We start from the raw sequence: 4,259 nt of genomic DNA, 5'->3' as shown, positions 1-4,259 counted from the left end.
TATGGATTATTTCATACAGCAATTGATCAACGGCCTATCGCTTGGGGCCATTTATGGCCTGATCGCGATTGGCTACACGATGGTCTACGGGATCATCGGTATGATCAATTTTGCGCACGGCGAGATCTACATGATCGGGTCGTTTGTCGCGTTGATCACGTTTTTGGCGCTGGGCGCGTTGGGGATCACGTGGGTTCCGTTGGCGCTGGTGGTGATGCTGGCGGCGTCGATGCTGTTCACCAGCGTGTATGGGTGGACGGTGGAGCGGATCGCGTACCGTCCGTTGCGGAATTCGCCGCGTCTGGCCCCGCTGATTTCGGCGATCGGCATGTCGATCTTCCTGCAGAACTACATGCAGATTCTCCAGGGCGCGCGGTCGAAGCCGTTGCAGCCGATCCTGCCGGGCAATCTGACGTTGATGGATGGGATGGTGTCGGTCAGCTATGTGCGGCTGGCGACCATCGTGCTGACGCTGGCGCTGATGATCGGCTTCACCATGCTGATCACGCGGACGTCGCTGGGCCGGGCGCAGCGGGCGTGCGAGCAGGACAAGAAGATGGCGGGGTTGCTGGGGGTCAATGTTGACCGGGTGATTTCGCTGACCTTCGTGATGGGGGCCGCGCTGGCCGCCGTGGCGGGGATGATGGTTCTGCTGATTTACGGCGTGATCGACTTCTACATCGGCTTCCTGGCCGGGGTGAAGAGCTTCACCGCCGCCGTTCTGGGCGGGGTCGGGTCGCTGCCGGGGGCCATGCTGGGCGGGGTGGTGATCGGGCTGATCGAATCCTTCTGGTCGGGCTATGTCGGGTCCGAATGGAAGGACGTCGCCACCTTCACCCTGCTCGTCCTCGTGTTGATCTTCCGTCCGACCGGCCTGCTGGGCCGTCCGGAAATCGAGAAGGTGTAAGGCCAATGACCATGCCGTCTCACACCGCGGGCGCACCGCACGTTGCCGCCAAGGCCGTTGACTGGTCGGGCAGCGTCCGGGAAGCGGGCTTTGCCGCCTTCATCGCCCTGTTGCTGACCGTTCCGCTGGTTGGCCTGCGCACCATCGACCGCCCGACCGGGCTGTCCATCGAAGCCCGCCCGGAGGAGGTCGTGGCCTCGGTCCTGCTGGTCTTCCTGGGCCGGTTGGGGTTGGGTCTGATCGGCCAGGGTCTGGCCCTGCCGGTTCTGCTGCTGGCCCTGGGCGCGGCGGCGGTCGGGCTGGTGTTGCCGATGCCGACGCAGGTTCTGCGCCTGGTGCTGGTCGCCGGGGGCGGGATCATCGCGCTGCGCGCCGCCTTCGCGGTGGCGACCCACCGGTCGAAGCTGACGCTGGCCGAACGCGACCGCCGGATGGACCGGGTGGCCGCCAAGGTGCAGCACGCGACCAGATACATCGCGCCGGTCGCCATCATCGGGGCCGCGCTGCTGCCGCTGACGCCGATCGCCGACCGCCAGATTCTGGACATCGGCATCCTGCTGCTGACCTACATCATGCTGGGCTGGGGGCTGAACATCGTCGTCGGCCTGGCCGGTCTGCTTGATCTGGGCTACGTCGCCTTCTACGCGGTGGGGGCCTATTCCTACGCGCTGCTGGCCCATTATTTCGGGTTGAGCTTCTGGATCTGCCTGCCGCTGGCGGGGGTGCTGGCCGCGCTGTCGGGCGTGCTGCTGGGCTTTCCGGTGCTGCGGCTGCGCGGCGACTATTTCGCCATCGTCACGCTGGGCTTTGGCGAGATCATCCGCATCGTGCTGATCAACTGGTACCAGTTCACCGGCGGCCCGAACGGCATTTCCGGCATCCCGCGCCCGAGCTTCTTCGGCATCGCCGAATTCTCGCGCACCCCGGCGGAAGGCATGGCGGCGTTCCACGAGCTGTTCGGCCTGGAGTTTTCGCCGCTGCACCGCATCGTCTTCATGTATTACCTGATTTTGGCCCTGGCGCTGCTGGTCAACGTCTTCACCCTGCGCATCCGCAAGCTGCCGCTGGGCCGGGCGTGGGAAGCGCTGCGCGAGGACGAGATCGCCAGCGCGTCGCTGGGCATCAACCGCACGAACATGAAGCTGGCGGCCTTCGCCATCGCCGCGATGTTCGGCGGCTTCGCCGGGTCCTTCTTCGCCACCCGCCAGGGCTTCATCAGCCCGGAAAGCTTCACCTTCATCGAATCGGCGATCATCCTGGCCATCGTCGTGCTGGGCGGCATGGGCAGCCAGATCGGTGTGGTGGTGGCGACGCTGCTGGTGATCGGCCTGCCGGAAGCCTTCCGCGAGCTGGCCGACTACCGCATGCTGGCCTTTGGCATGGGCATGGTGGTGATCATGCTGTGGCGTCCGCGCGGCCTGCTGGCCCACCGTGACCCGACCATTCTTCTGCACAGCAAAACTGGGGGCGGCGCGAAGCCCGCCGGGGGGACCGCTCGATGAGCGCCGCGATGAGCCAAGACAAACCCTTGCTGACCGTCGAACATCTGACCATGCGGTTCGGCGGTCTGGTGGCCAACAACGACGTGTCCTTTGTGGCGCGGGCCGGCGAGATCACCGCCCTGATCGGGCCGAACGGGGCGGGCAAGACGACGCTGTTCAACTGCGTCACCGGCTTCTACACGCCGACGGTGGGGCGGCTGACGCTGCGCCACCCCGACGGGACCGAACATCTGCTGGAACGGATGCCGGGCTACCGCATCGCCCAGCAGGCCGGGGTGGCCCGCACCTTCCAGAACATCCGCCTGTTTTCGGGCATGAGCGTTCTGGAAAACCTGATCGTCGCCCAGCACAACAAGCTGATGCGGGCCTCGGGCTTCGCCATCGCCGGGCTGTTGGGGCTGCCGACCTACCGGGCGGCGGAGAAACAGGCGCTCGATCTGGCCAAATACTGGCTGGACCGGGTGAAGCTGACCGACTTCGCCGATTGGGAGGCGGGCAACCTGCCCTATGGCGCGCAACGCCGCCTGGAGATCGCGCGCGCCATGTGCACCGAACCGGTGCTGCTGTGCCTGGACGAACCGGCCGCCGGGTTGAACCCACGCGAATCGGCCGATCTGGCGGAAATCCTCACCTTCATCCGCGACGCCTGCAACCCGAACGGGCGGCAGACCGGTGTCCTGCTGATCGAGCATGACATGAGCGTGGTGATGCGGATTTCCGACCATGTGGTGGTGCTGGATTACGGCCGGAAGATTTCCGACGGCGATCCGGAGCATGTGAAGAACGACCCGGCGGTCATCCGCGCCTATCTGGGCGAGGACGAGGACGCCGCACTGCCGACGGCGGCCGCCGCCGGATCGAAGGGGGCCTGAACCATGAGCGAACCCATGCTTAAGGTGTCGGGCGTCCACACCTTCTACGGCGCCATCGAGGCGCTGAAGGGCATCGACCTGGAGATCCACGCGGGCGAGATCGTCTCGCTGATCGGGGCGAACGGGGCGGGGAAATCGACCCTGCTGATGACGCTGTGCGGCAGCCCGCGCGCCCGCCAGGGCCGCGTCCGCTTCGAGGGCGAGGACATCACCGACCTGCCGACCCACGAGATCGTGCGGCGCGGCATCGCGCAAAGCCCGGAAGGGCGGCGGATTTTCCCGCGCATGAGCGTGCTGGAAAATTTGCAGATGGGGTCGATCGTCGCCCAGCCCGGCAGCTTCGAACGCGAATTGGAACGGGTGCTGACCCTGTTCCCCCGCCTGAAGGAGCGCATCAGCCAGCGCGCCGGGACCATGTCGGGCGGCGAGCAGCAGATGCTGGCCATCGGCCGGGCGCTGATGAGCCAACCGCGCCTGCTGCTGCTGGACGAACCGTCGCTGGGTCTGGCCCCGCTGATCGTCAAGCAGATCTTCGAGGTGATCAAGGAGATCAACCGCGAGCAGAAGATGACGGTCTTCATGGTCGAACAGAACGCGTTCCACGCGCTGAAGCTGGCCCATCGCGGCTATGTGATGGTGAACGGCAAGATCACGATGACCGGGACCGGGGCCGACCTGCTGGCCGATCCCGACGTGCGCGCGGCCTATCTGGAAGGGGGGCATTGAGATGGAGACGCTGTTGGGGTCCTCGCTGCCCGTCTTCCTGTTCCTGACGCTGCTGGTGTTCGGCGGCTTCGGCGTGCTGACCGGCCAGACCCTGGCCGAAGGCTGGAAACCGCTGTCGGCGGTCTGGGGCTATTCCCTGCTGCTGGGCGTGGGCGACCGCTTCCTCGCCTGGGGCCTGGCGGGCGAACAACTCCTCGCCCCCTGGGGCTTCCTCGTCCACACCATCGTCATCGCCGCCATAACCGCAACCAC

Annotated in this window: 5 protein-coding genes; all 5 read left to right on the top strand. The window is 66.0% G+C overall.

The annotated features are described in order from the left end of the window. The first annotated feature begins 1 nt into the window (after nt 1). Nucleotides 2–907, top strand: a complete 906-nt coding sequence (locus EJ903_RS25960; protein WP_126620766.1) for a branched-chain amino acid ABC transporter permease — start codon at nt 2–4, stop codon at nt 905–907. A gap of 5 nt (nt 908–912) precedes the next feature. Next, nucleotides 913–2,409 (top strand): high-affinity branched-chain amino acid ABC transporter permease LivM, encoded by a 1,497-nt coding sequence (gene livM, locus EJ903_RS25955; RefSeq protein ID WP_126620765.1) that lies wholly within the window; start codon nt 913–915, stop codon nt 2,407–2,409. 8 nt (nt 2,410–2,417) lie between these two features. Continuing rightward, nucleotides 2,418–3,281 (top strand): ABC transporter ATP-binding protein, encoded by an 864-nt coding sequence (locus EJ903_RS25950; protein ID WP_126620764.1) that lies wholly within the window; start codon nt 2,418–2,420, stop codon nt 3,279–3,281. 15 nt (nt 3,282–3,296) lie between these two features. Further along, nucleotides 3,297–4,007 (top strand): ABC transporter ATP-binding protein, encoded by a 711-nt coding sequence (locus tag EJ903_RS25945; RefSeq protein WP_126620767.1) that lies wholly within the window; start codon nt 3,297–3,299, stop codon nt 4,005–4,007. Between the two features lies 1 nt (nt 4,008). Next, nucleotides 4,009–4,259: DUF6867 family protein (locus EJ903_RS25940; protein WP_126620763.1), on the top strand; the 251-nt coding region annotated here is incomplete at its 3' end.

The organism is Azospirillum griseum, assembly GCF_003966125.1.
GTDB classification, from domain to species: domain Bacteria; phylum Pseudomonadota; class Alphaproteobacteria; order Azospirillales; family Azospirillaceae; genus Azospirillum; species Azospirillum griseum.
This window is presented reverse-complemented; position numbering and strand designations above follow the sequence as displayed.

Bases quoted from the DNA above. Each gene is read 5' to 3' on its own strand.
- EJ903_RS25945 (WP_126620767.1), top strand. From the start codon at position 3,297: ATGCTTAAGGTGTCGGGCGTCCACACCTTCTACGGCGCCATCGAGGCG.
- EJ903_RS25960 (WP_126620766.1), top strand. From the start codon at position 2: ATGGATTATTTCATACAGCAATTGATCAACGGCCTATCGCTTGGGGCC.
- livM (WP_126620765.1), top strand. From the start codon at position 913: ATGACCATGCCGTCTCACACCGCGGGCGCACCGCACGTTGCCGCCAAG.
- EJ903_RS25950 (WP_126620764.1), top strand. From the start codon at position 2,418: ATGAGCCAAGACAAACCCTTGCTGACCGTCGAACATCTGACCATGCGG.